The sequence below is a fragment of the Aromatoleum aromaticum EbN1 genome (assembly GCF_000025965.1).
Classification (GTDB): domain Bacteria; phylum Pseudomonadota; class Gammaproteobacteria; order Burkholderiales; family Rhodocyclaceae; genus Aromatoleum; species Aromatoleum aromaticum.
In genome coordinates this window covers 1,064,818-1,088,489 of record NC_006513.1, presented here as the reverse complement: position 1 = coordinate 1,088,489, position 23,672 = coordinate 1,064,818, and the positions used below count along the sequence as shown (strand labels likewise).

At 66.5% G+C, this 23,672-nt stretch carries 26 protein-coding genes and 1 riboswitch; of the genes, 3 read left to right on the top strand and 23 right to left on the bottom strand.

What is annotated here, in order from left to right; genetic code table 11:
* Positions 1-41: 41 nt before the first annotated feature.
* Positions 42-107, bottom strand: a riboswitch (S-adenosyl-L-homocysteine riboswitch).
* A gap of 317 nt (positions 108-424) precedes the next feature.
* Both EBN1_RS05210 and infA read left to right on the top strand, forming a co-directional pair.
* Positions 425-631 carry a cold-shock protein gene (locus EBN1_RS05210; RefSeq protein ID WP_041645847.1) on the top strand — a complete coding sequence of 69 codons (207 nt, stop codon included), beginning with the start codon at positions 425-427 and terminating at the stop codon, positions 629-631.
* A 153-nt stretch (positions 632-784) separates the two neighbouring features.
* The gene (gene infA, locus EBN1_RS05205) at positions 785-1,042 is read left to right on the top strand and encodes a translation initiation factor IF-1 (RefSeq protein WP_011236866.1); all 258 of its coding nucleotides are present in this window, start codon (positions 785-787) and stop codon (positions 1,040-1,042) included.
* A 75-nt stretch (positions 1,043-1,117) separates the two neighbouring features.
* Here infA and EBN1_RS05200 read toward each other — a convergent pair whose 3' ends face one another.
* The 7 genes from EBN1_RS05200 to EBN1_RS05170 all read right to left on the bottom strand — a co-directional run bounded on the left by EBN1_RS05200 (position 1,118) and on the right by EBN1_RS05170 (position 6,953).
* Positions 1,118-2,503 (bottom strand): 4Fe-4S binding protein, encoded by a 1,386-nt coding sequence (locus tag EBN1_RS05200; protein WP_011236865.1) that lies wholly within the window; start codon positions 2,501-2,503, stop codon positions 1,118-1,120.
* A gap of 2 nt (positions 2,504-2,505) precedes the next feature.
* Positions 2,506-3,318 (bottom strand): FTR1 family iron permease, encoded by an 813-nt coding sequence (locus EBN1_RS05195; protein WP_011236864.1) that lies wholly within the window; start codon positions 3,316-3,318, stop codon positions 2,506-2,508.
* A gap of 20 nt (positions 3,319-3,338) precedes the next feature.
* The gene (locus EBN1_RS05190) at positions 3,339-3,677 is read right to left on the bottom strand and encodes a cupredoxin domain-containing protein (RefSeq protein ID WP_011236863.1); all 339 of its coding nucleotides are present in this window, start codon (positions 3,675-3,677) and stop codon (positions 3,339-3,341) included.
* 78 nt (positions 3,678-3,755) lie between these two features.
* Positions 3,756-5,240 carry a carbohydrate porin gene (locus tag EBN1_RS05185; protein ID WP_011236862.1) on the bottom strand — a complete coding sequence of 495 codons (1,485 nt, stop codon included), beginning with the start codon at positions 5,238-5,240 and terminating at the stop codon, positions 3,756-3,758.
* Between the two features lies 1 nt (position 5,241).
* Positions 5,242-5,787 (bottom strand): iron transporter, encoded by a 546-nt coding sequence (locus tag EBN1_RS05180; protein WP_011236861.1) that lies wholly within the window; start codon positions 5,785-5,787, stop codon positions 5,242-5,244.
* Positions 5,788-6,427: 640 nt separating this feature from the next.
* Entirely contained in the window at positions 6,428-6,778 is a 351-nt protein-coding gene (locus EBN1_RS05175; RefSeq protein WP_011236859.1) for a putative holin, read from the bottom strand.
* On the bottom strand, positions 6,738-6,953 hold the full coding sequence (locus EBN1_RS05170; RefSeq protein ID WP_041645845.1) for a hypothetical protein: 216 nt from the start codon (positions 6,951-6,953) through the stop codon (positions 6,738-6,740). Before EBN1_RS05170 ends, EBN1_RS05175 begins: the two co-directional genes overlap by 41 nt.
* An 80-nt stretch (positions 6,954-7,033) precedes the next feature.
* Between EBN1_RS05170 and EBN1_RS05165 the strand changes: the two genes are divergently transcribed.
* Positions 7,034-7,210, top strand: coding sequence for a hypothetical protein (locus EBN1_RS05165; RefSeq protein ID WP_011236857.1), 177 nt, complete (start codon positions 7,034-7,036; stop codon positions 7,208-7,210).
* A gap of 3 nt (positions 7,211-7,213) precedes the next feature.
* On the opposite strand, the gene EBN1_RS05160 is transcribed toward EBN1_RS05165, so the two are convergent.
* The 16 genes from EBN1_RS05160 to EBN1_RS05085 all read right to left on the bottom strand — a co-directional run bounded on the left by EBN1_RS05160 (position 7,214) and on the right by EBN1_RS05085 (position 23,143).
* Positions 7,214-7,723 carry a hypothetical protein gene (locus tag EBN1_RS05160; protein WP_011236856.1) on the bottom strand — a complete coding sequence of 170 codons (510 nt, stop codon included), beginning with the start codon at positions 7,721-7,723 and terminating at the stop codon, positions 7,214-7,216.
* 32 nt (positions 7,724-7,755) lie between these two features.
* Positions 7,756-8,187 (bottom strand): DUF4124 domain-containing protein, encoded by a 432-nt coding sequence (locus EBN1_RS05155; protein ID WP_011236855.1) that lies wholly within the window; start codon positions 8,185-8,187, stop codon positions 7,756-7,758.
* The gene (locus tag EBN1_RS05150) at positions 8,184-8,456 is read right to left on the bottom strand and encodes a hypothetical protein (protein ID WP_011236854.1); all 273 of its coding nucleotides are present in this window, start codon (positions 8,454-8,456) and stop codon (positions 8,184-8,186) included. The genes EBN1_RS05155 and EBN1_RS05150 overlap by 4 nt, the downstream gene beginning before the upstream one ends.
* A 739-nt stretch (positions 8,457-9,195) precedes the next feature.
* Positions 9,196-10,701: an efflux transporter outer membrane subunit gene (locus EBN1_RS05145; RefSeq protein WP_011236852.1), complete on the bottom strand. Its 1,506-nt coding sequence runs from the start codon at positions 10,699-10,701 to the stop codon at positions 9,196-9,198.
* Positions 10,698-12,686, bottom strand: a complete 1,989-nt coding sequence (locus tag EBN1_RS05140) for a MacB family efflux pump subunit (RefSeq protein WP_011236851.1) — start codon at positions 12,684-12,686, stop codon at positions 10,698-10,700. Before EBN1_RS05140 ends, EBN1_RS05145 begins: the two co-directional genes overlap by 4 nt.
* Positions 12,683-13,948, bottom strand: coding sequence for an efflux RND transporter periplasmic adaptor subunit (locus EBN1_RS05135; RefSeq protein WP_041645839.1), 1,266 nt, complete (start codon positions 13,946-13,948; stop codon positions 12,683-12,685). Before EBN1_RS05135 ends, EBN1_RS05140 begins: the two co-directional genes overlap by 4 nt.
* Positions 13,949-14,192: 244 nt before the next feature.
* Positions 14,193-14,609, bottom strand: a complete 417-nt coding sequence (locus tag EBN1_RS05130; RefSeq protein ID WP_011236849.1) for an ExbD/TolR family protein — start codon at positions 14,607-14,609, stop codon at positions 14,193-14,195.
* Positions 14,609-15,388 (bottom strand): MotA/TolQ/ExbB proton channel family protein, encoded by a 780-nt coding sequence (locus EBN1_RS05125; protein WP_011236848.1) that lies wholly within the window; start codon positions 15,386-15,388, stop codon positions 14,609-14,611. The genes EBN1_RS05130 and EBN1_RS05125 overlap by 1 nt, the downstream gene beginning before the upstream one ends.
* Positions 15,389-15,390: 2 nt before the next feature.
* Positions 15,391-16,248, bottom strand: a complete 858-nt coding sequence (locus EBN1_RS05120) for an energy transducer TonB (RefSeq protein WP_241762811.1) — start codon at positions 16,246-16,248, stop codon at positions 15,391-15,393.
* A 348-nt stretch (positions 16,249-16,596) separates the two neighbouring features.
* On the bottom strand, positions 16,597-17,073 hold the full coding sequence (gene bfr / locus EBN1_RS05115; RefSeq protein ID WP_011236846.1) for a bacterioferritin: 477 nt from the start codon (positions 17,071-17,073) through the stop codon (positions 16,597-16,599).
* On the bottom strand, positions 17,070-17,300 hold the full coding sequence (locus tag EBN1_RS05110) for a bacterioferritin-associated ferredoxin (protein WP_011236845.1): 231 nt from the start codon (positions 17,298-17,300) through the stop codon (positions 17,070-17,072). The genes bfr and EBN1_RS05110 overlap by 4 nt, the downstream gene beginning before the upstream one ends.
* A 44-nt stretch (positions 17,301-17,344) precedes the next feature.
* Entirely contained in the window at positions 17,345-17,476 is a 132-nt protein-coding gene (gene hemP, locus EBN1_RS05105) for a hemin uptake protein HemP (RefSeq protein WP_241762810.1), read from the bottom strand.
* 213 nt (positions 17,477-17,689) lie between these two features.
* Positions 17,690-18,115, bottom strand: coding sequence for a hypothetical protein (locus tag EBN1_RS05100; protein WP_011236843.1), 426 nt, complete (start codon positions 18,113-18,115; stop codon positions 17,690-17,692).
* 10 nt (positions 18,116-18,125) lie between these two features.
* Positions 18,126-19,352 carry a hypothetical protein gene (locus EBN1_RS05095; protein WP_011236842.1) on the bottom strand — a complete coding sequence of 409 codons (1,227 nt, stop codon included), beginning with the start codon at positions 19,350-19,352 and terminating at the stop codon, positions 18,126-18,128.
* Positions 19,349-21,796: an EAL domain-containing protein gene (locus EBN1_RS05090; RefSeq protein ID WP_011236841.1), complete on the bottom strand. Its 2,448-nt coding sequence runs from the start codon at positions 21,794-21,796 to the stop codon at positions 19,349-19,351. The genes EBN1_RS05095 and EBN1_RS05090 overlap by 4 nt, the downstream gene beginning before the upstream one ends.
* 12 nt (positions 21,797-21,808) lie before the next feature.
* Positions 21,809-23,143, bottom strand: coding sequence for a malonyl-CoA decarboxylase (locus EBN1_RS05085; protein ID WP_049780186.1), 1,335 nt, complete (start codon positions 23,141-23,143; stop codon positions 21,809-21,811).
* Between the last annotated feature and the right edge of the window lie 529 nt (positions 23,144-23,672).

Genomic DNA, 23,672 nt, shown 5'->3' with positions numbered 1-23,672 from the left:
GCTGCGGTGGGCTCACCTTGTCACCCCGTGCCCGGCACGGGTTAAGGTGAGCGCAGTTTTTGAAGGGCCGAGCCTGGGACGGAAGTCTCGCAGCGCTCCTCGGCAGGCCGGGATTATAACTGGCCGCGACAGCGCGTGGAGCAGCGCTTCGGTTTGCCGCCACGCTCTTTCGGACGGGCCCGGAACGGCGAGAGCCGTAGATGCGCGAAGCATCCATCCGGCGCTGCACAGATGTAAGACTGTTCGTTCCGTTTGCAAAACCCGGCGATCCAGTCCACAGTGCACCGCAGCGATCTTCAAGTAGCACCGTTGTTGTCCGGTTCAGTATCTGCTTTTCTGCGGTATCTTTCCCTGATCACCTTGCCGTCTTGAGCTTCGCCCTCACCTCAGGGCACGTCCCTTCATTCTTCAGGATATTCAAGACATGGCAACAGGTACCGTAAAGTGGTTCAACGACTCCAAGGGCTTCGGTTTCATCACTCCGGAAAGCGGTGGCGACGATCTTTTCGCGCATTTCTCCGCGATCCAGGGACAGGGTTTCAAGACCCTGGCCGAAGGCCAGCGCGTCAGCTTCGACGTCACCTCCGGTCCGAAGGGCCAGCAGGCGTCGAACATCCGTCCGGCTGACTGAGCGTTCCCGGACGCGGCATGGCAGCAATGCCATGCCTTCGGCCCCATGCGGGGCCGGGACCGCGGCATTCCTTCAAGAACGCCTCCGCGAGGGAAAAATCACGGCACATGCCGGACTTTTTCCCTTTCTGCTTTCCTTTTTGGAGACATCGTCATCGCCAAGGAAGAACTGATCGAAATGAGCGGGATGGTAGTTGAAGTCCTGCCCGACTCCCGTTTCCGTGTCACCCTCGACAACGGCCATAACCTCGTTGCCTACTCCGCAGGCAAGATGCGCAAGCACCATATTCGCATCCTGTGCGGCGACAAGGTTTCACTCGAACTTTCCCCCTACGACCTGAGCAAGGGGCGCATCACTTTCCGCCACCTTGAAGGCCGCGGGCCTCTCGGTCCGCAGCGGCGCAGACGCTGATCGCGTCCCGCATTCAGGACCTGGCTGCCTGAAGGCGTCGGGGCGGCGGACTGCTGTCCTCGCCCGTACCACGTTTCACCAGATAAAGAACATTGTCACCCACGGCGCAACCGCGCCTGCGGCGGCGGTGCAAAAAGCGAGCAGCGCAGCGGCCCGGCGCATGCCGGACGATACCGTACGCTGCACCTGCAGCGCGCCGAGCACCAGGCTGGCTCCGGCAGCCACGGCGAGCAGCAGTCCGCGCACCAGCGGCAGGCTCGCGAGCACGACGCCTTCGGCACTCAGCAGCGTGACGGTCAGCGCCGACAGGCCGAGGAACACGCCGACGCCGCCGAGCGGAATCAGCGCGTAGGCGAGCCGCCGGTGCGCCCCCGCTTCGCCGACGAGCCACCCGGCGGCACGCAGCCATAGCGTGATCCAGCCGCCGATGACGAGCGCCGTCGTGCCGATGTAGCCGAGAATCATCAGGCCGTCGAGCCACGTGAACACGTCGTTTGCTTCGGGGTAATGCGTCAGCAGCCACCACGGAATGTCGCTGTCGAGCAGCGCGAAAGCGTCGCGCTCGACGAGCCATTCGGCGGCAGCAAGCTTGGCCTGCACGAACCACGGCGACGCCGACCACTGGAACGCGCCGATCGCAGTGCCGATGACGCCGAACACCAGCAGGCGTGCTTCCCAGACATCGGTTTCATCGCTGCGCAGGCTCGCGACTTCGGCGCCGGGCAGGCGGGCGGCCAGCTGCACCGCGTCGCGATGGCCGCTGCAGCGCCCGCACATGTGGCATGCGGAGGCGCTTTCCATGCGGCGGATGTCCACCAGGGGCGCACAATTGACCGGGATCACCCGCTTTGCCGGATGCGCCTGCCACGCTTCGCGGTCGGTGCGGAAATGCACCGGCGCGAGCCGCGCGAGCAGGCCGAACACACCGCTCACCGGGCACAGGTGCCGGCACCACACGCGCTTGCCGCGGCCGTATACGAGGCCGACCGCAGCCGCTGCGACCGTCGAACCGCCAAGCACGAGCAGCACGGCTTTGGGGTATTCATACACGCTGACAAGCTGCCCATACACCGTCGTCGCGAGGAACGCGACGAACGGCCAGCCGCCCCACTTGATCCAGCGTGGCACCGGACGGCCGAGGCCGACGCGCGATACCTGTTCGGCGACGAAGCCTTCAGGGCACAGCACGCCGCACCACACCCGCCCCATCAGCATCATCGACACCAGCACGAATGGCCACCAGATGCCCCAGAACACGAACTGCGCGAACAGCGTGAGGTTGTCCCACAGGTGCGCGCCGGACTCTGGCAACGGCAGGAAAGCCGGCGTGACGATGAGGAAAACGTAGGCGACGAGCACTGCCCACTGGACCCCGACGATCCAGCTGCGGTGACGGCGCATCAGGTTGCCGAGGCGGGCGAGCCGCGGCGGGCGCATTGCGGGCAGACTGCAGCTCGTCATGGTCAGGTTCTCCGCGGCGGGCGGCCGAACCATGCGAACAGCGCCCAGTAGCCGAACCACGCGATCAGCACGGTCAGCGACGGTTGCGCGCGGTAGCCGGCGAATGCCGCGGCGATGCCGCCGGCGGTGCTGCCGTCGGCAAGCAGCGCGGAGCTGTCCCACACCGGCTCGAGCAGCGGCGGCAGCCATTCCATGTTGATCAGCCGTTCGACACCCGAGACAAGCAGCGCAGCGGCAAGCAGGCACAGCACGATCTCGGTCGCGCGGAAGAACACCCGGCTCGGCAGCCAGTGCGAGCCGCGCTGGATCAGCCACGCCGTCGCCAGTGCCAGCACGAAGCCGAGGCCGGCGCCGGCGAGCATGCGGTTCAGCGCCTCGCCGGACTGCTCGACGCCGAGGCCGTACAGGAACAGCACGGTCTCGGCCCCTTCGCGGCCGACCGCGATCGCCGCGAGCAGCGCAACCGACACCCCGCCCGCGGCGTCGGCGGCTTTCGTCAGTCCCGCTTCGAGCTCGCGCTTCAGGTGCCGGCCGTGCGCGCGCATCCACAACACCATGTGCGTGATCAGGCCGGCGGCGACGATGACGATGGCGGCCTGGAAGGCCTCCAGCGCGTCGCCGGCGAGCTGGCTCTGCAGCCCGAGCATCGCCAGCGCGAGCACGCCGGCGAGCAGCAGCCCGCCCGCTACGCCTGCCCACAGGTGATGGACGCCGATGCGGCCGTCGCCGCGCGTGCGAATCCACGCGTAGAGGATGCTGATCACCAGGATCGCTTCGACGCTCTCGCGCCACACGATGAAAAGTGAATTACCCATGATGTTTCCCGAGCGTGCGGTTACTGGGCGACGAACCGGCCTCTTGCCGTGTCGGGGTGGAACTCGCCGAAGAACGGGTACGTGCCGGGCTTCAGCGGCGGAAAGATGGTGCTGCGCGTCACGCCCGGCGCGACGACGAGTTCCTTGAACGGGCTCGTCGTCTCGAACTCTTCGGGGCCGGCGTTGCGGTTCGTGAGCTGCAGGCGAAAGCGGGTGTTGGCCGGCACCATTATCGTGTCGGGCGTGAAGCAGCCGTTTTCGGCCACGACTTCGAACGTCGGCAATTCGGCTTGCACGGCGCTCGACGCCGTCAGGGCCAGGATGCCCAGTACACGGGCGAGCAGGCGCGGAACAATCACGATCGGGAGTTCCTGTGCTGAAAATGACGAAAACCCCGCGCGGCGGGGAGCCGGGCGGGGCAGGAGGGGCGTGCAGGTCTAGAACGCATACAGCCCGCGCAGGCCGACGACGGTGATCGCTTTCGCGTCCGGGTCGGCGGCGGCGCGACGCACGTATTGCAGGTCCGGCGTCAGCGACAGCTGGTCGTTCAGGTGCCAGCGGTAATACAGCTCGGCAACCTGCTCGGCGCCGCGCGCGGCGAAACCGAAATCGTCGAGCAGCGGGGCGGCGTCGCGGAATTCGTCGCTCGCGCGCAGCCAGCCCCACGCGAGCCCGACGCTGTCGGCGCCGCGTCCCCAGGCGTTGCCGGCGATCTCGGTGCCGATCGTCACGGCGCGGTCGAACGCGGCCTTGCCGCTGCTCGACTGACCGTAGCGCGCGAACAGCGTCACGTCCTCATGCACGCGCTGGTCGACGCTCGCGCCCCAGCCGCTGGCGCTGCGGGTCGTCGCATCGAAACCTTCGTACTGGCCGTTGCGCCACGCATACAGGCGGTACGTGCCGTCGAAGCCGTGGCTCTTGCGGCCGTACTCCAGCTGGCCGATGACGAACGGCTTGTCGAAGCTGCGGCCGAAGCGCGCGCCTTCGCCGGCGCCGAACGCCGCGATCGACGCCTGCCACCAGTCGGGCGCGCCGCTTTCGTTGCGGTACGCGAGCCGCAGGCCGGGCGTGAAACCGTAGCTGTCGGCGCCGACCTCGCCGCCCGAGTCGAGCATCGGGTTATGCACGAAAACGTTGTTGAGGAACTTTTCGGCTTCGTTGTCGGCGATCGCGTTCTGGTCGAAGAACACGAACGGGTCCATCTTGCCGACGGTGAGCTGCAGGCTGTGCGGCGACTCCACGGCTTCGCCGAGCGGCGTCGTCAGCTGGTACCAGGCCTGTGCGACGATCGCGTAGGTTTCCTCCGAGCCGCCACCGGTCTGGAACGCGAGGCTGTTGAACGCGGCGGTGAAAGTGGGTTTCAGTCCAGTGAAGCTGTCGCCCTGGCCCATCCGCAACTGCGTGTAGAACTCGCCCTGGCCCTGGCCGATGTCGCCGGCCGGCAGCGTGATGCCGAGGTCGCCGCGCCATGACAGCTGCGATTCGTGCCTGCCGTCTTCGCGCGCGTCGCCGTCGATCCGCTGCGCGACGGTGGCGACGCTGCCTTCGACCGCGATGCCATCGAGGGCTTCCGCCAGGCGCGACGGCGCGCCCATCGCATTGGTCCGTTCCTCAATCGCCTTGAGCCGGATCGCAAGTTCTGGTTCGCGCTCGCTGATGCGGTCGCTCTCGAGGCTCGTGGCGAGATCCTGGTTCGCCTGTTCCAGCGCTTCGACGCGCTGCGCAAGTGCCGGAGCGGGCGTGGCTGTCGCCGCGAGCCGTGCTTCGAGTTCGCTGTTGCGCTGCTCGAGTTTCTCGATCCGTTCAGCGAGCCGCCGGAGTTCGGCAAGGACCTTGTCCTGCCCGGACGCGGCGTGGCCCGCGCCGGTTGCGCCCAGCACCGCGAGCGCGATGGCGGTCCTGGCGAATCGGGTCAGCGCCATTTCAGTAGCCGCCCTTCTTGCCGACGCCGACGTACGTGAACTCGTTCTCGACCTCGAACTCCTTGAACCACGGCCGCACTCCGGTGGCGCGGTCGGTGTGGCGGCCGAAGTGGCTGCCGTGGTGGGCGCCCGGCGGCAGGATGGTGTATTTGACCTGGTACTTGCCCGGTCCGGCGAGCTTGATGTTGTCGCCGTAATGCGGGCCGTCGCTCGCCACCATCGGCATGAATTCGCCCGACTGCTTCCAGTCGCTGCCGACCTTCGCGATCTCGAACTTGACCGTCAGGTACGGAATCCAGCTGCCTTCCTCGAAGCCGTTCGGGTTGTTCGCCAGCGCGCGGATGTCGGCCTCGATGTGGATGTCCGACTCCGAGGCCTTCTTCATCATGCCTTCCGGTTCCATCTCGACGGGCTGGAGATAGACGGCTGCGATTTCCATGCCGTCGCGGTGTTGCGGCGTGCCGATGGGATATTCCAGGGCGTGGGCGGCGAACGACAGGCTGGCCAGCGCGGCGACGGCGAGGGAGCGAAGCGGGAAACGGTGCATCGGGAATCCTTTCGAAAATTGGAATGGGCAGGCTGCGGCACCCATGAGAGGTATGCGTGAGAATGATAAGGAGAATGAGAGTGGTTCGCAATAGCCAATTTGAGATTCGCCATCGCGTAAAAATAAGAACGAGTGAGATATTCACAGGCTCGGCGGTGAGATAAATCCGGGATCTAGCGGGACGAGGCGGGATTTATCGGGCGGGGATTGGAAAATCTCTTTCGTGACAGAAAACACCGCGCGGCCCGGATTCGAAAGAGGCGCGGCGATTCCTTCGGGCCATTCTTTCTCAGTGAAAAGTGACCGCGCGCCGCGTCACCAGTCTCGCGAGTTCAGCCCGCACCAGCCAGCGATGGCGTGGCCCACTTCGCCGGCCCGAGAACCCAGGCGACGGGCAGCAGCAGGATCCAGCAGGCCACCAGCACCGCCGCGAGCGGCCAGCGAAGCCACGGGGCCTTTGCGGATTGGTAGCAACGCCCGGAGCAAGGTACGCGACGGCTCGCCGTAATAGTACGTCTTCATTCGCCTCGTCCCCCTAGCCGGCCAAGTAGCTGCTGACGATCTCGAGCACGCCGCGTCACCGAGCTTCTCCTGGGTGAGTGCCGCCGCGCGGTTCGCGGCGTGCAGTTGCGTGGTTAGTTCATCGCCGCGGGTCTGCACATCCAGTAGGCAGCGGCTCGCGTGCTCGGCGACCGCAGCCAGGGTCTGGGAGGCGGTCTCGCGCTGCTGCGTATTGCGGCTCCAGCGTGCCGCGGCGCCAGTCCACGCACAGATACCCGTCCGGCCGCGCATACGGAAACATGCTGCGGTCGAGCCAATAGCCGGCCACGCCGGCCAGCGCGACCAGGCTCAGTTTGTACAGGCTCACCGGCAGCTGGTGCGGCGCGATCAGCGCCACCAGCACGACCAGCACGACCAGCACGACCAGCACGAGCAACACCAGCGCCCAGTCAGTCAGGCGCGGCCATAGGGCAAAGCGGGGTTTTATCACGGTGATGCTCCCATTTCAGCGGATCGAAATGGCACTGCGCATGCGGCGAGCGGTACTGCCAGGCCGGCATCAACGTGCAGTTGCCGAACGCGGACACCGCCGCCAGGCGATCGTCGGCCCGGCGACCGAAGCGCGCGCAGGTGCCGCAGCGGCGGGCTTCGTCGGGGGTGTCCATGCCGCAAGGATGGCGGCACGGGGGCGCGCTCAATAAATGAAGCGCTTCAATTATTGGCGGTCGCGCGCGCGGGGGAGGCTATGAGAGACGCACTGAACGCGATTGCCGCGCTGGTCGGCTGGCTGCCGATCGTGCTGACCCTGTGCGGCATGTTCGGGGTCGGCAACTTCGTTTATTACTTCGGGTTCGGCGAGGTGATCATCATCAAGAAGGCTGCGGAGCCGGACACGCCGCGCGTGCCTACAGTGAAGATGTGACGTTCATTGCTCTTCCCAGCAGAGAAGCCAAGCGTTGCTCGCATCTTCCGAATCGACAATCACCCGCCATCCGCCTTGAATCTTGTCGGCTGCAAACGTGGAAAAACCGACGTAGCCGCCCATGCGGTTCCTGGCATTCACTTCGCCGCACACCCTGTCGCCGCTTAACGTGACGTTGCGGAACTTCACGCTGTCGGGATCGAACAGCCTTGCCTCAACCGCTTCTTGTGCCGAATGGATCGTGTACTGACGCGCGCCGACAATTCCCGCGAGAACGACCAAGACCGTCCCGGCCACGATGCCGACCGTCTTCGGTCGTGTGAGTCGTGCCTTGAGTTTTGCGGCCCTCTCGCTGCGTGCCTGCGCGGCTTGCTCAGCCTCCTGTTGGCGCAAGGCGTCTTGCGTCATTGCCGCTATTGCCTTCGCGTAGATCACGCCGCACTTCGGGCATTCGTAGTCGGGAACCGTGTCGCTCGGCTGCCGGGTGTAATCGCATTTCGGGCAAGTGGCCATCGGAATTCCTCGGGAGGTTTAGAGCCGATCGTCTACTGGCAATCGAAGAACTCCCGCTCGGCGAGCTTTCTGGCCTTCTCCTCCTCGCGCAGGATGTTCTCCTCATAGATGAACGTTTTCGCCAAATGCTCGGCATCGGCCTTGTCCTCGCGGATCTGTTTGCAGCGGTCCGATTCGGCCTTCTTGCGCCGCTCGCTTTCGATCATTCCCGCGCGCCGGTTTTCCTCTCGCTCGCCCTCGATCTTCATCAGCTCGATCTTCTTGTTGAGCGTGCGGTTTTGTGCTTGCATGTCGTCGAGGTAGTTGTAATCACCTGACGCTGGTTTGACGTCGAGGGGAGCAGCATCGGCGTGGCAGGGCCGGTCGGAAAACACCACCCTTCCACCTTCCGGGCATTTGTAGACCTGCGCCTGAACGGGCAGGATACTCGCGGCGAGAACGGCTAACAGGCCGATCCGCTTCACGCCTCGTCCCTCGCTGCAGAGTCGGGCACGCGCTTCGATGTGCGGTCCAACTCGCGACCCTGTTGAAAGCAGCGCAATACAAACTCGACGCGGGTCGCCAATTCCTTTCCCGAAACCAGCTCTTGCTTACTGTGAAGTTCGTCCCCGACCGTCTCGATTGCGGCGCGCAAGTCCGCGAGAGCTAACACATCGATAGCGGGTGCGTTCTTTATGAGCTCGCGCACCCTCTCGCGCGCCTGTTTGTAAACGTCGCTCGACTCATGACTCATCGACCGAGTCCTCGTCACTGCGCCGCACCGCCTGGGGCACTACCATCAGCGCAACGTGTGCGCCGGTCACACTGAGGGGTACTCCGCCTACTTTGTACGTCGTCGTTAGCTCGGGCTCGTGCGGCGCACCCGTAAAGAGTTTCCGCACGCGCTCCCGCGCCCATTGGTTTTCCACCTCTTCGCCCTCCATGGTTGCCCGCTAGGCAGCAATCATATCCGCTTGCCATAAGCGGCGGGAACGGGATCGGGGCGAGCCGTGATGCCTGTCACAGAATGGCATCGGTCTTGCAGCGGGTCTTTTCACGGGTAGGTTCTCCCTCTTCCAAGCGCAGCACGACCAGCACGGCAGTCACCATCTCCCGGAGATTATGGGACGTTTCTTCTCGCGGAGCGTGTCGTACACCCATCCCATGACCTGTGGCCACGCCCGATCGGCTTCCGTGCCACGCGCCCACCAGCATAAGACGGCGGTGCCTTGGCCTGCGCCATGGAGCGATGGGATTCACTCGCGAGTATGTAAGTCACGTCGACTCCGAACTTCTGATGTAGTCGCACCATACGAATATCCGCCCGCGAGGGACGACGGTGGCAGGGTCCAGGATGGACGGCGGGAGCAGTGCCGCCGGGGGCGCACCTCAGCCCCGCCGATCAGGCTAGGAATGCGTCGCGGCGTGAGGTTTGACTGCCAGCGGGGCAGACCTTGGGTGGGGCTTGCCCGTGAAGGGGCGGACGCAGCCGGTCAGTCCCCGGCGTCATCGCCGGGATACATGGCGGATGTTCTGGTCGTTGCGGAAGCTGTCGGGCGGGGATGTTCCCACCCGCCGCCGAGCGCCTTGAAGAGGTCGAGCGCGGCGGACAGGCGCGCGAAGCGCAGCTGGGCGAGCAGGTCCTGCGCCTGGAACAGCGTGCGCTGTGCGTCGAGCACCGCGAGGAGATCGTCGGCGCCTTCGCGGTAGCGCAGCTCGGCGAGCCGCAGCGCGCGCGCCGCCTGGTCGCGGATCAGCTGCTGCGTGCCTTCCTGGCGGCGGTTGCGGTCGGCGTTGCCGAGGGCGTCTTCGACCTCCTTCAGCGCGGTGAAGATTGCGGCGCGGTAATTCTCGACGAATTCGCGCCGGCGCGAGCGCGCTGCCTCGACGTCGTTGCGCAGGCGCCCGCCGTCGAACAGCGTCTGCGTGAGGCTGGCGGTGAGCGCGACGCTGTTCGACGGGTTCGCGAGCGACAGCAGTGCCGTGCTCGCGAGGCCGGCTGAGCCGGAAAGCTGTACTGACGGCAAGAGCGCGGCGCGCGCGGCGGCGACATCGGCGTCTGCCCCGGCGAGCTGCGCTTCGGCACTGGCGAGGTCCGGGCGGCGCACCAGCAAGTCGGCAGGCAGGCCTGGGGCGACTTCGGGAATCGCGAGCGTGGCGAGCGTTTCGCCGTCGACGCCGAAGCCCTGCGGCACGCGGCCGAGCAGCACGGCGAGCGCGGAGAGCGTCTGGCGCTCCTGGTTTTCGAGCGGCAGCAGCGCGGCGCGCTGCGCGAGCACGGTGCCGTGCTGGCGGCTGACGTCGAGCGCAGAGGCCGCGCCGTTGCGATAGCGGGCTTCGACGATGTCGAACACGCGCTCGGCGATCGCGATGTTGTCGCGGGCGATGTCGATGCGGGTGCGAGTCGTGAGCAGCTGGAAATACGTGCTCGCGACGCCGGCGACGAGTGTCAGCCGCACCGCCTCGAAGTCGTGGCGGGTGGCCGCGAGGCTCGCGTCGGCGCCGGCGACGCCTGCGGCCAGCCTGCCCCACAGGTCGACTTCGTAGCTGATCGCGAGGCTCACGCCCGACGATTCGCTGTCGATCGCACGTCCCCTCGCGGGGTCGGTGCGGCGCCAGTCGGTGTCGCCGCCGACGGTGGCGAACGGTAGCAGCGACGCGCCGGCGGTGCGCAACTGGATTTCGGCCTGGCGCACGCGTTCCGCTGCGATGCGGAAATCGGGACTGCCGGCGAGCGCTTCATCGATCAGGCCCTGCAGCGGGCGCGACGAAAAACTGCGCCACCAGCCGGCGCCCGGTTGCATCGCAGCGGCGGGCACCGGCTCGGACCAGCCCGGCGGCATCGTCAGCCCGGGCCGCGTCGCCGGCTCGGTGATCGCGCAGCCGGCGGCGAGCAGCGCAACGACGGCGAGGAGCAAAGCGCGCCGTCCACGCCGGCCGGCTCGGGACGAGCCACCGGGCGGCGCGGGAAAAGAGGATGAGGGCATCGAGAATGTCATTCCGAGGCGAGCGCGACGACCGGATCGAGGCGGGCCGCCTTGCGTGCCGGCAGGTAGCCGAAGACGAGGCCGGTCGCGAACGCGCAGCCGAACGCGAGCAGCACCGGCGGAGCCGAGTAGACGATCGGCGTGTCGAAAGCTTCGATGATCGCGGCGGCGCCGAGGCCGACGACGACGCCGATGACGCCGCCGAGCGCCGAGACGACGAGCGCCTCGATGAGGAACTGCTGCAGGATGTTCTTCATCCGTGCGCCGGTCGCCATGCGGATGCCGATCTCGCGGGTGCGCTCGGTGACCGACACCAGCATGATGTTCATGACGCCGATGCCACCGACCAGCAGCGAAATCGCGGCGACAGTGCCGAGCAGCACCGTCAGCGTGTTCTGTGTTTCGGACACGCTCTCGATGACCGACGCCATGTTGCGGATCTGGAAGTCCTCGATGCCGCCGTGGCGTGCCTGCAGCAGCTCGTGCACTGCCGCCTGTGTGTCGTCGATGGCGGCGACGTCCTCGACCGCGATGGTGGCGTTGCGCAGGTGGCGCTGACCGAACAGGCGCAGGCTGCCGGTCGAGTATGGCACGAAGATCACGTCGTCCTGGTCGGTGCCCCACGGTGTCGCGCCCTGCGGCCCCATGACGCCGAGCACCTGGAACATGATGCTGTTGACGAGCACGAACTCGCCGACCGGGTCGGCGTCGCCGAACAGCGCTTTTGCGACCGTCTGGCCGAGCACTGCAACCGTCGCGTAGCTGCGTTCGTCGGCAGCACCGAAGAACGTGCCGCGGGCGATCGGCCAGGCGCGCGCGAGCGTGAAGTCGGCGCCGGTCGCGTTCGCCGAAGTGCGGTGGTCGGCGTTGCCGGAGCGGATCGTCACCGTCGAGCTTTGTTCGGGAACTGCGGCGAGGACGTTTGGCAGGTCGCGGATCGCGCGCACGTCGTCGAGCACGAGCGTCGCCGTGGTGTCGCGGCCGCGCTGGTTCGGCGCACCGGGGCGCACCGTCAGCAGGTTGGTCCCCATCGAGCTGATGCGGTCGACGACGTCCTGCTTCGCCCCGTCGCCGATCGCGAGCATCGCGATGACTGCGGCGACCCCGATGACGATGCCGAGCAGCGTCAGCGCGGCGCGAAAGATGTTCGCGCGCAGCGCCCGCAACGCCGTGCGCGCGGCTTCGACAATGTCCGACAGCGGCGAGGTGCGATCGACGTGCGGAGCGAAGTCGGGCTCGAGGCCGGAGCGCGGACGCGGGCCGGGGTCGGCGACGATACGGCCGTCGCGGATCTCGATGATGCGCTGCGCCTGCTCGGCGACCTCGCGCTCGTGCGTGATCAGGATGATCGTGTGGCCGTCGGCGGACAGCTTGTTGAGCAGCTGCATGACTTCGGCGCCGCTTTTGGTGTCGAGTGCGCCGGTCGGTTCGTCGGCGAGGATCACGCGGCCGCCGTTCATCAGCGCGCGCGCGATCGACACGCGCTGCTGCTGGCCGCCGGAGAGCTGGTTCGGCCGGTGCTCGATGCGCTCGCCCAGCCCGAGCGACGCGAGCAGTCCGGTGGCGCGCGCGTGGCGTTCGGCCGGCGGCATGCCCGAATAGACTGCCGGCACTTCGACGTTTTCGCGCGCGCTCGCGCCGCCGATCAGGTGGTAGCTCTGGAACACGAAGCCGAACGTCTCGCGCCGCAGCAGCGCGAGCTCGTCGCGGTCGAACGCCGCGACGTTGCGGCCCATGAAGCGGTAGCTGCCGCTCGTCGGGCGGTCGAGGCAGCCGAGGATGTTCATCAACGTCGATTTTCCCGACCCCGAACTGCCCACGATGGCGACGAATTCGCCCGGCAGGATCGTCAGGTCGATGCCGTGCAGCACCTCGACGGCGAGCTCGCCGTTGCGGAACGTCTTCGTCACACCGGACAGTTCGATCAGCGGCACGCTCGCGGACGGGCCGGCTTTCAGCTCGGCGCCCAGCGCGCCAATGAACGGCTCGGTCTTCATAGCCTTGGCGTGCGTCGTGCGGCGGCGGGCGCGTCGCTGCGCAGCGCAGCGCCGGAGACGACGCGCTCGCCTTCCTCGAGGCCGGACAGTACCTGGGCCTGGACGCGATTGCTGACTCCGACTTCGACGCGCCGCTCCTGCAGCGTGCCGTCGGCCGCCGCGACGCGGACGGTACGATGGCGCGGTCCGGCGGTGCCACTGGTCGGGGGGCGCGGGCGCGCCGGGCGGACTTCGCCGCCGCCCGTTGCGCTGCCACCGGCAGCCGTGCGCGTGGCGCGCGGTGTTGCGGCGAAGGCCGACATCGGCACCAGCAGCGCATCATGCGCGGCGGCGACGACGAAAAACACTTGCGCCGTCATCTGCGTCATCAGCGCCTGCTCGGGATTCGAGACGTCGAACAGCGCGTTGTAGAGCACGACGTTGTTCTGCACTACCGGCGTCGGCTCGATCTTGCGCAGCGTCCCCTGCCAGCGGCGTCCTTCGCCGCCGAGCGTCGTGAAGTAGGCATCCATGCCGAGCGTGAGGCGGCTCACATCCGCCTCGGAAACCTGCGTCTGCACGGTCATCGTCGACAGGTCGGCGACGCGCAGGATCACCGGCGCCTGCTGGCTCGCGATCAGCGTCTGGCCCTGGCGCGCGGTGATCGACACGACGGTGCCGGTGATCGGCGCATAAATGCGTGCGTAGTTGAGGTTCGCCTCGTCGGCACGCAGGTTCGATTCGGTCTGGTCGATCTGCGCCTTGAGCGCTTCGACCTGCGCCTGTGCGCCGAGCTGCGTCGCTTCGGCCGTCTGCAGCGCGTCCGCGGTGGTCGCGTCTTCCGCCATCAGGTTGCGCTGGCGCCGCAACTGCAGGTCGGCGAGTCGCCGGTCGGATTCGCGCTGCATCAGCTGCGCCCGCAGGTTGCGCAGCTGCGCGCGCGTCGCATCGACGCGGCTCTGCAGCACGATCGGGTCGATTTCGGCGAGCAGCTCGCCGGCTTTCACTTCCGAACCGACTTCGATGTGGATCTTCTTCAACTGCCCGGACACCTGCGCACCTACATCGACATAGTCGCGCGGCTGCAGCATGCCGGTCGCAGTGACGACATCCTCGATGTCGCCGCGCGAGACGCTGGTGAACTGGTAAGCGGAGGCTTCGTCGGGCTTCGCAAGATATTTCGACCAGGCGAAATAAGCTCCTGCGCCGAGCAGTGCGAGACTGAGCAACGCGATCGCAGCGCGACGCCAGCGTCGCTTCGGGGAAGGTGCGGAGGGATTCATGTCGGTGACCGGACTGGAGTTGCGTGCGCGTGTCGCGCATTCGATAAGGGTTGCAGCCCGAAGAATACGGGAAGGCATGCCGGCGGTTTGTATCGTATTGCAGGCAGGGGTTCCCGCGCCGGAGCGGGGGCGGTGATTATGGCATGTCGCCCGGCGGGAGGTGGGCGCGTGCGGCCGCGCGGACGGCGGCCGGGAGGGTGCGGGCAGGCGGGGACGTGGAGAGGGACGTCGCCGCGCCTGCCGTTCAGTTCTCGGGAACGGTGACGAAGCCCATTTTCTGGATGCCGGCGAGACGTGCCGCCGACATCACTTCGGCGAGCTTCTGGTAGCGCGTCTCGCGGTCCGCGCGCAGGTGCAGCTCCGGCTGCACCGGGTTCGCTGCAGCTTCGGCGAAACGGGCCTGCAGCTCGGCGTCGCTGATCAGGCGGTCGTTCCAGTACAGCGTGCCGGCTTCGTCGATCGCCAGCGTCACTGTTTCCGGCTTCTCGTTCGCCGCCGTGCTGGCCGCATTCGGCAGATCGATCTTGACCGCATGGGTCAACAGCGGGGCGGTGATCATGAACACGATCAGCAGCACCAGCATGACGTCGATCAGCGGCACCATGTTGATCTCGCTCATCGGCGCGCCGCGTCCTTCCTGGCTGAATCCGCCGAAAGCCATCACGCAGCTCCCGGCGTCGGCACGTGCAGCTTGACCGGCGTCGCGCTGCGGGCATTCACGCTGGCGCCTGCGGCGATGTCGCCAGTCGGGGCGCTCGCGAGGCGCGTGCCCGTCGTGAACCAGGCGTGCAGGTCGTGCGCGAACGCGTCGAGCAGGGAAAGTTCGAGTCGATTCGCGCGGGTGAACGTGTTGAACGCGAGAACCGCCGGAATCGCGACGAACAGGCCGAACGCGGTCATGATCAGCGCCTCGCCGACCGGGCCGGCGACCTTGTCGAGCGTCGCCATCCCCGACGTGCTGATGCCGATCAGCGCGTGGTAGATGCCCCACACGGTGCCGAACAAGCCGACGAAAGGCGCAGTCGAGCCGATCGACGCGAGCACCGTGAGGCCCGACTCGAGCTGCGCGGTCGACAGCGCGATCGACTTGCGCATCGCCCGGGTGACGAACTCGTCGGCGTCGAGCTTGCCGCCCAGCGTCTCGCCGTGCGTGTGGCGGCGCAGATGTTCCGCGGCAGCCGCGCCCTGGCGCGCGAGCGCTTCGAACGGCGAATCGGGCGCTGCGCCGGACAGTCGCGCAAGGCCTTCGTCGAGATGCGGGGCGTTCCAGAACGCTTCGACAGCGCTGTCGAAGCGGCGGGCGCGGAACTGGCGCACGGTGCGGACCAGGATCAGATACCAGCTTGCCACCGACATCACGACGAGCGTGAAGGCGACGAGCTTGATGATGAGATCGGATTGGCCCCACAGGTGCGCAAGGCCGAAAGTGTCGCTAGGCATGTTCACAGTCCTTCGAGTTTGAAAATGATCGGCACGACGACCCAGGCGTCGACATTGCGTCCGTCCTGCTTCGCAGGCACGAAGCGCCAGCGGGATACGGCGTTGCGTGCGGCGGTGTCGAGGCGCGCCGAGCCCGAGCTGGCGGAAAGCTCGATCTTGCCCGGCAGGCCTTCGCCTGTCACGAAGACGCGCAACAGGACTTTGCCGTCCTCGCGCATCCTGCGCGACAGCGGTGGGTACGCGGGTACCGGGTTGTTCAGGTAGGCGGCGTCGAAGCGTGCGGCGACGGTTTCGGCCGGGCGGGATTCGGCCGGGCGGGCAGGGGTTGGCGGCGTGGCGGGCGCCTCGACGGGCGGCGCGGGGGTCTCGGCGACGGGTGCAATTGGCGCGGGCGGCGGTTCCTCGTTGCTGACGGCGGTAGGCGCCTGCGTGACCGGAACCGGTGGCGCGACTTTTGTGGGTGCCGGCCGGACGCGGCGTGGCGCCGGTTTCGGGGGCTCCGGCTTGCTGACTTCCAGTTTCGGCGGCGGCACGGGAGCCGGTGGCGCGGGAGCCGGCGGTTCGGGTGTCGGCACTGCGACGGGAGGCTCGATCAGCGAGACGGCGATCGGCGGCGGCGCTTCGGCGGGAGCCGGTTGAAATCGCGCGAATCCGATCGCTGCGGCGGCGTGCGCGAGCGCGACGAGCACGAGCATCAGGCGACGCTCGCGCCGGTTGCGGGCTCCGGCGGGCAGGCGCGACTCGCGTGCGATGCTCGGGCGGGACGTTGCCGGACGTGGCGCAGTGGAGGCGGCGCGCCGCGGCGCGGCATCCTGGCGGTCGAGGAACGAATCTGAAGAAAGGCTATGCGGGAGGTTCATCGGGTCTGTTCCGCGCGCCCTGCAGGGATATCGGCTGGCGCCTGCAGGCAGCTCGAGGCTCATCCGAGGAGCCGGTCGATTGCCACTGCGGCGACCACGAGGTAGAGCGCGACGCGATGCGCGGCAAAGGCTGCGGGCACAGGAATCGTGCCGCGGAGCGCGGGAATCGGTCGGTTCATGTTCGTCTGTTCGTATCGGGGCCCGGTGCCTGGCGGATTCTGCGCGACAACGGGCAGGAAGGGTTGGGAAATGGCTGGCTGGGAAATGACTGGTTGGGAAATGACTGGTTGGGAAATGGCAGCCGGGTGCAGGAGGCGCGGTACGGCGCATCCGACCCGGCGATGACGTCTAGCTGGAGCTTTCCATCTGGGACTGCAGGTAATTCTGCAGGCCCACCTTGCCGATGAGCTCCAGCTGCGTTTCGAGATAGTCGATGTGCTCTTCGGTATCTTCGAGGAGTTCCTCGAACAGTTCGCGCGAAACGTAGTCCTGGGAGGTTTCACAGTACGCGATCATCTCGATGAGGTCGGTCCGCGCCGCCAATTCGAGCTTCAGGTCTCCATCCAGACACTCGGGGACGTTTTCGCCGACCAGGAGCTTGTTCAGGTTCTGCAGGTTCGGCAGCCCTTCGAGAAACAGCACGCGTTCGATGAGCTTGTCGGCGTGCTTCATTTCCTCGATCGATTCTTCGTACTCGTGATGACCGAGCCGCCCCAGGCCCCAGTTCTTGTACATGCGCGCATGCAGGAAGTACTGGTTGACGGCGGTCAGCTCGCTGGTCAGCTGCTTGTTGAGGAACTGGATGACTTTGACGTCGCCTTTCATAAGGCCTCCGCGGCAAACGAGAACGAGGACGCGACGCCGGCGGGGGCCGGAGTCGCGATCTGTTCTGCCAGCGCGGAACGCAGGCAATCACGAGCGCATGTCGCGCAGCGACCGCACTCGCTCGCCACGCCGAGTTTCGTGCGCAGCTCGCGCAAGGTCGATGCCCCTTCGCTGACTGCCTGTTCGATATGGCGATCCGTTACCGCGTTGCAGACGCAGACGTACATAGTCTAGCCTCGTTATTCCATTTGTTCGCCCGCTTGCCGCGGGATCACTTTGTCAGGATAAGTTTCCCCGCGCGCGTGGCACGCAGGACGTAATGCATTCCGTCGTGGTCGATCGTCACACTCGTGCGCCCGAGCAGCAGCTCCGTGCTCGGGATCGGCTGCGAGTGCTGTTCCATCGCGCTTCCCCGCGACGCGCTCTCAGCCGGAGGACGATGCGTGGCTCGCGGCGGGAGGAAGGGATCGTTTGGCATGCTTCAGTACAACGAATAGGAACGATTCGCATTACAACATTGCCTGCCGGATTGGTCAAGCATCTTGCGCACGTTACGGGGAAATCGCGGCGCCGTCCTGTGACCGTGATTCGAGCCGACGTGCAGGAAGAGTGGCGCTCAGGGAAGCTCGAGCAGCACTCTCATGCGCGGATCCGGGTTGGCAGCGGGGAGGTAACCGATCAGGTTCGGGTGGGTCATGAGGAGCGCGCCGAGTTCGCGGGCGTTTTCGACTTGCTGGGGCGGCAGCGCACGGCCCGTGAAGACCATGCGCGACCAGTAGGCGCGGATCTGGCTCGGGTTCTTGCCGGTGAGCTGCTCGTAGAAGTGGTCCCGCACGCTGCCCGCCGGCAGGTCGGCAAGCGCGACCGGTGTCCCGTCGGGCAGGCTGCGGGTGCGCCCCAGGTACAACTGCTCGGCTTGCTGTCGCGACAATTCGGTGATTGCGCCGCGCGCGCTGGTGACGATGAGGATCTGCGCCGCGGCGAACGGGGCGAACAGCGTCAGGGCCGCCGCGACGAGGATTCCGGAGGGGAGCCGCTTCACCTGTATCGCCTCAGAAAGTCACATCGAGCGACAGGCTGAGCGTGTTCGCGGTGTTTCCTCCGATCGGAGTGGTCTGCGCATTGCCGCGCGGGAAGTAGGACCCCCACGCGTTGCGGTCCAGCCGGGCGTGAGTGAATTCCGCCTTGAGCGCGGCAGTGGGGGAGATGTCCCAGCGCCCTCCGGTGGTAATGCTGCCCTGGGCGTTGTTGCGCGAGGTCAGATAGGCTTTCCAGTCAGCCTCGAGCGCCGCCGAGGACGGGGGGATCACCGCCCGCGCGACAGGCTCGTCGAGGGTCTGCCGGGCCAACGAGACGTAAGGCGTGAAGGCGCCGAAGCGCCTCCCGACGCTCACGTACCACGCGCTCGAGCTCGTCACGTAGCGGTCGGTCCGCCGGCGCACGTATTCGCCGATGATCTGCCAGCGGCCGTCGTCCCATTGCAGCCCGGCCGAATCGAAGCTCGCCCTGCCGTCGCCGCCCGACAGCTCGCTCCTCACGCTGCCCAGGCCCGCCGCAATGAGGTCTGCGGCAAGCGCGACATGCTGGGGGTCGCGATATTCGATCTTGAGCTGCGCGCGGGTGTGGCCGAAGTGCAGGGAAAAGTTGCCCTGCGTCAGTACCAGATTGATGCCCCGGCTCGCCTCGAGGCGCGCCTTGCCCTGCGGAAACGGGATCGAGCTGCGACCGTAATAGGGATGGATTTCGGCGTCCAGTTCCCCGATCCGGGCGTGGTAGATGAAATCGATGCCGTCGAGGTCGTTGAACGGGTTGAGCCCGTACACTTCGACGGGCGGGCGCACCCAGGGATTCGCGTAGTTCACGTAGAGCGAATCCGACAGCATGAAGAACGGGGCACGAACCCGGCCGACGCGTACCGACAGGCCGGGCGCGAGCGTCTGGCGGAAGAAGGCGAGCGTGACCCGCGGGTCGTAGCTGTTCCTCCCGTCCTCCATGACGAGAGCCTGCAGCGTGACGTCATTGTCAGCGAGAAGCCGCAGGCTCGCCTGCAGACCCAGCAGTGAATCGGGGCTGAAGTCGGGATCGCTGCTGCCGGGGTAGTTGACGCCGTAGCGCGCGAACCACATGTCGTCGCGATCGGTGGTCACGGCACCGAGCGTTGCGAAACCCGAGAATTCGGGCTTCACCGCATCGGCCGCGGCGCTGTCCGTCGCGCGGAAGGCCACGAACAGCATCAGCAGCCCGAGGACGCGTGCGCACTGCAGCGGACGGAAGATCATGTGGAGGCCTCGGTCGCCGTCGTTGCGCCGAACAGCAAATGTTCGGCCGCCAAAGGATCGAGCGGGCGCGAATAGTGGTAGCCCTGCCCGTAGTCGCATCCCATCGCCCGCAGTAGTGCGTCCTGCTCGGGCGTTTCGATGCATTCGGCGACTACACGGATGCCGAGGTCGTGAGCGAGCTCGATGCTTCGCGCGACGATCTTGCGCAGGCGCTCGTCGTGCTCGAGGCTGCGGACGAACGAACCGTCCAGTTTCACGAGGTCGCACGGGATGGTGTGCAGATAGCTCAGCGCCGAGTAGCCGGTACCGAAATCGTCGATCAGCACCGACATGCCGATGTCGCGCAGGCGTTGCAGCACCTGGGTCGCCGGGCCGGACGTCTCGGCGAGGACGCTTTCGGTGACTTCGACGCGCAGCAGGCCGGGGGGCAAGCCGTGACGGCGCACTTCGGCGATGATCTCGCCGGCGAGATCGGGCCGCGAAAACTGCAACGCGGAAAGATTGACGCTGACGCGCGGAACCGGTTCGCCGTTGGCCCTGCGCTGCCACTGCAGGAGGTGCTCGCAGGCGCGTCTGAGCACCAGCATGTCGAGTTCGTGGATCAGCCCGAGGGTCTCGGCCAGCGGAATGAACAGGTCCGGCGCCAGCATCCCTTCAGTGGGGTGCGGCCAGCGCACCAGCGCTTCAAAGCTGCTGATGCTGCCGTCGGCGAGCGCGACGATCGGCTGGAAGTGCACCGCCAGCCCGTCGTTGCGCAGCGCCGTGCGCAGTTCGCCTTCGAGCCGCAGGGTTTGCAGTGCGTGAGTGTGCATCGACGCATGGAACATCGCCACGCGGCCCTCGCAACCCCCTTCGCGCGCCTGCTGAAGAGCGTTGTCGGCGTCACGCAACAGGGCTTCTCCGTCGTCGTGGTCGGTGCTCAGCGCGACGCCGATGCGGCATTTCGGGTACAGCGTGTGACCGGCCAGCCACGTCGGCTTCGCGATGTTCTCGCGCAGCGCTTCGACAAGGCGCAGCGATTCGGCCGGATCGTCGATGCCGTTGAGCAGCAGCGCGAACTGATCGCCGCCGACGCGTGCGGCGACGTCGCCCTGGCGCAGCGTCGCCCGGATCGCCTCCGCCACTTTCTTCAGCAGCTCGTCCCCTGCGGCGTGGCCGAAGCTGTCATTGACGAGGCGAAAGCGCTCGAGGTCGATCGCGAGCACCGCAAAGCCGAAATGGTTGGCCCGGCGCTGCTGCTGGCCGAGTGCGCTGTGTACGTGCTCGAGGAACAGGGCCCGATTCGGCAGCCCTGTCAGACTGTCGTGGAGGGCATCGAACTGGAGCTGCATCTGCGCCAGCTTGTGCAGGTGAATGTCGCTGATCGATCCCGCCATGCGGAACGCGCGGCCGTGGGGGCCGCGCAGCGCCACGCCGCGCTTCATGACCCAGCAATAGCTGCCGTCGTGCTGGCGCATGCGGTATTCCGCCTTGAACTGGGCGCTGTTTCCTTTCAGGTGCTGGACGAGCTCGTTGCGGTACGCCGATACATCGAGCGGGTGGATTCTGCCGAGGATGTCGGTGGGCGACTGCAGCGGGCGGTCGGCCGAAAGGCCCGTGATCTCGCAGCAGCGCGGCGAGCAATACACCGACCCGGCGGCGATGTCCCAGTCCCACAGGCCGTCGTGGGCGCCCTGGATCGCGAGTTCGTACCGCTGCTCGCTGGCTTTCAGGCGCGCCGCCGTGTCCTGCAGTTCGCCGATCCGGTCCTGCAGGTTCGCGGCCATGACGTTGAAATGCTGGGAGAGGCGGGAGAGCTCGTCGTGGCCGTCTTCCGGCAGGCGGTGGTTCAGCCGCCCCTCGGCGATCGCCTGGCTGCTCGCCAACAGGCGGCTCAGCTTGCGGGTGAGCAGAAAACCGATGCCCGACAGCAGCGCGAAAGTCAGCAGGATCTCGACCAGCGCGATCACCGCGCCCTGCTCGGTGATCGCCTTGCGTGCTGCGGCCAGCACCGACACCGACACGCCGAACTGCAGGAAGCCGATTTCGTTGCGTTCGAGCAGCAGCGGCCGTCGCACGTGGATCAGCTCGTTGTGGTGGCTGCCGTCGGCGACCTCCGAGTTGTCCGGCGGGACTCCAGTCATGCCGGGCATCCCCGCGCTGACGAGAAGGTGTCCGTCCGCAGTGCCGATGCGCACATAGACAAGGCCTTCATCGGCTTCGCCCAGCAACTCGCCCAGCACGTCCTGCAGTACGTCGAACTGGCCCTGGTCGCCGTACGCGGCCGCCATCGCGTGGAGCATCGTCGCGTTCTGGTCGATGAGCGTCTCGAGGCTCGCGGACGTCGCGTCGTTCATCAGCCGCACGCTGTTGGCGAGCAGCAGTGTCAGCAGCAGGACCTGGACGACTGTGCTGGCCAGCAGCAGACGGGCACGGATCGAAGTGCTCCAGAAAGGAAACTTCACAATGCCTCGCCGTCAGCGCCGCGCAAGCCGCTTCACGCCCGCAGCCGCGTCGATTTCCCCGCTGGCGGTGAAAGTCTCGACGTTCGTCACGATGCGGTCGGGGTCATAGAGATAATTGACCATGATTCCCCACGACTGGTCGAGTCCCTTGTCCGAGGTGTCTGCGAGCCAGTTCAGCCGCTCGATGCGGGCTCCGTTGCCCAGATGGAAGCGGGCAACCGGATCGATCGCCTTCCTGTCTCGCCGGCCGCCGAGCAGGTAAGCTGCAGCGGTCCGCAGCAGCGGATCGCGCAACGCCCGCGCCAAGGACCTGTCGGCAACCCATTCATGGCTCCCCGCCAGCACCGGCTTGAGGCGCTCCGACTCCGCTCCCTCGATGCCGATCGCGGCCAGGCGCTTCCAGTCGGCCTCGGTGAAGGCCGCGGCGACTTCGTCCGGGTGCTTCGACGCCCAGCGCACCAGTCCCGGAAGCGGCGAGAGCGTGGCGAAAGTGTCGAGTTTCGGAAAGTCGCGCTTGAGATCGTCGAGGACGCGCTTGAGCAGGAAATTGCCGAAAGACACGCCTCGCAGCCCTTCCTGGGTAGCGCTGATCGAATAGAAGATCGCGGTGGTGGCGCGACCGGTGTCGGCTGCCGGAGCGTTTTCGTCGAGAAGTTTCTGCACGTTGTCGGCGAGTTCCTCCATCAGCGCGACTTCGACGAAGATCAGCGGCTCCTGCGGCATCCGCGGGTGGAAGAATGCGTAGCAGCGACGGTCGGAGCCGAGCCGGTTCTTCAGGTCCCGCCACGACTGGATCTCGTGCACCGCCTCGTACTGGACGATTTTCTCGAGCAGCGCGGCGGGGGAATTCCACGTGAGCCGCGTGAGCTCGAGAAAGCCGACGTCGAACCACGCCGTCAGGCGCGCTTCGAGTTCGCGATCGAGCGACTTGAGTTCCTTGTGTTGCTCGAGAAAGCGAAGCAGGTCCGCGCGCAGGTCGACGAGGAACTTCACGCCCTGCGGAATCGCATTGAACTGGGTCAGGATGCGGATCCGCGACGAGCGCATTGCGGCGCGCAGCTGGGCTTCGGCGTCCCATTGCCGGTCCGTCCCCACTGCGGCCTGATACGCTTCGTGCGCTTTCGCAATTTTTTCCGGATCAGGTCCGAACTCGAGCGCGATCATGCGCAGGAATGCGATCCGTTCCGCATCGTCGAGGCTCAGATAAGTTTCGGCGAGACGGCCTGCGCGCAGCCGCGTCGACACTTCACCGCCCAGGCTCTCGGCGCATTCCTTCAGTTGCAGCCGGATGCGCGCGAGCACTTTTTCCGACGGCTCGCTGCTTTTTCCTCCTGCTCCGGCGACCATCGCGCGCACTTTCGACAGGCTGCGAGAAACAAGTCCGGATGCCACGTCATGCCTCCTAAAGTCGCTCCTCTTGCAATGAGGGCATCATAGTATCTAAATGTGACCAAGTGTGTCAGGTATGACACGGCCGAGTCCCGGGATACAGGAAGATCGCGTTCCACCCGCTGCTTTCCGCCCTGTCGCCGGTCCTTCGTGCGGAACCCGCAGAGTCCGTCCGATGCCGTGTGAAATCCCCAATGTCATCAGGGTCGGGCCTGTGGCATGATTGCCGAATTATTTCCGGGACGAACCCGAATGCTTCCGCTGCTCCAATACCGCAGCCGTCAACAAACCTTTCCCGGACGGCCGCTGCGCGTCATGCTGGCGGCCCCGCGCGAGCGCTGCTGCGAGCGCCTCGACGACTTCCTGCTGAACTCGCCGCTGTTTGATCTCGTCGGCAGGACGGACGCCGAAAGCCGGGCGCTGCAGCTCTATTTCCGCGTCCGGCCTGACGTCACGGTGCTCGACTGGCAGGTCGCGGTGAACGAAC